1 protein-coding gene and 1 pseudogene are annotated in these 1,048 nt (G+C 42.7%); both read right to left on the reverse strand.

The features are described 5' to 3' along the window. Window positions 1-33: 33 nt before the first annotated feature. Entirely contained in the window at window positions 34-777 is a 744-nt protein-coding gene (galE, locus tag A3739_RS01445; protein WP_231876971.1) for a UDP-glucose 4-epimerase GalE, read from the reverse strand. 70 nt (window positions 778-847) lie between these two features. After that, a pseudogene (locus tag A3739_RS29140) lies at window positions 848-1,048 on the reverse strand (tRNA adenosine(34) deaminase TadA); the annotation flags it as partial.

Consider the following 1,048-nt stretch of genomic DNA (forward strand, 5'->3'; position numbering starts at 1 on the left):
CTTTTACGGTGAAGCCTCGGCCGTAGCCACAGTTCAAGATCTAGACTCACCACCCTGTGCCATAAAATCTAAGGCCATAACGTGTGCTTTCGCCAAATCATCAACGTGAATATAATCACGAATACAGGTTCCATCGCGGGTATCGTAATCCGTTCCAAATACCTTCATACCTGATCTAGCCCCATTCACACATTCACAAGCCACTTTAATCAGGTGCGTTGCTTCAGGCGTCGCTTGACCAATTCTGCTATCAAGATCTGCTCCAGCGACATTAAAGTAACGTAGAATCACGTGTTTCAAATTTGATGCAAATGATAAATCACGGATCATCTGCTCACTCATCATTTTAGACGCACCATAAGGATTGATCGGTGCAAGAGGCATATCTTCTGTCAGTACTTTCTCATCAGGCATCCCATATACGGCAGCCGTAGATGAGAACACCATGTACGGAGTTTGATGTTTTTCAATCACACTCAATAAATTGAGGGTATTGCGCGTGTTATTTCCGTAATATTTAAGAGGATTTTCAACGGACTCAGGAACAACAATATTTGCGGCAAAGTGCAACACAGCTTCAAACTTATGTTCAGCAAACAAAGCATCCAGCCTATCAAAATCACCGACGTCACCAATGACCAATTCGCCATAGGTCACAGCCCATTCATATCCCGTCGAAAGATTGTCAAAGACAACAATATCGTATCCAGCTTCACCTAGTTGCTTAACAACATGGCTTCCAATATAACCAGCTCCTCCGGTCACCAACACCTTCATGGCTCTTCCTTAATTCCAACTTAATTTACAGATTCAGAGTTTATTTACTTCTAGCTTAATAAAAGTATATCTAAGACTTCGCAGCTTGCTTAAGAGCTTTCTTTTTTTCGCGACGCAAAGCAAAAAATGAAGAAATAAGACGACTCGACTCTTCGGCTAACACTCCCTGTGTCACCTCAACAGAAGTATTCATCGCGGGGTGATCTAACAATTGATTCTGACTAACAACCGCTCCAGCTTTTGGCTCAATAGCACCAAACACGACGCGCTT

The organism is Oleiphilus sp. HI0067, from assembly GCF_001635735.1.